This window comes from Acetobacter estunensis (genome assembly GCF_019083805.1).
Classification (GTDB): Bacteria; Pseudomonadota; Alphaproteobacteria; order Acetobacterales; family Acetobacteraceae; genus Acetobacter; species Acetobacter estunensis_A.
This window is the reverse complement of the sequence record NZ_JAHRDV010000095.1, coordinates 1-461: the sequence shown is the minus strand read 5'-3', so window position 1 is coordinate 461 and position 461 is coordinate 1. Positions and strand designations below refer to the sequence as shown.

Below are 461 nucleotides of genomic sequence, written 5' to 3'. Positions count from 1 at the left end.
ATCCTGCTGCGGCGTCGGACTCGAACCTTTAATGGCATCCGGGATAGTCACGCAACCGCTCAGCATAAGCGCAAAAGCGCACGCCAGCGCCCCTTTTATTAACCGTTTTTGAACCGCCATGATGCGACTCCTTTTTCTCGACGTCTATTCCACCCCACAGCATAAAGTATGGGGGGTAATAGTAGTGAGAGTCATTCTTTGCCGGGAAGTTTCTTCCACGCCACTTCGTTACGCAAATAAACCGGCTCGGCATGTTCCACGACAACGGTCTCTCCTGCCGCCAGTTTTTGACTGGCGATGGGCAACATATCTTCCGCTGCCGGGAGCGACACCTCACCATCGTAAAGCGCCAGGCCACACTCCTTCGCCAGATCGGGCCATGCGGACCAACCCGTTCCTACCGTCGCCCACTCGCCGGAAAGCTGTTTCAACCGCTCGCCGACCCGTTCCGGTTTCAGCAC

1 protein-coding gene is annotated in these 461 nt (G+C 56.4%); it reads right to left on the bottom strand.

What is annotated here, in order from left to right; genetic code table 11:
• Positions 1 to 191: 191 nt before the first annotated feature.
• A partial coding sequence (locus KUA11_RS17130) for a tRNA threonylcarbamoyladenosine biosynthesis protein TsaB (protein ID WP_217412261.1) occupies positions 192 to 461 on the bottom strand: 270 nt, incomplete at its 5' end.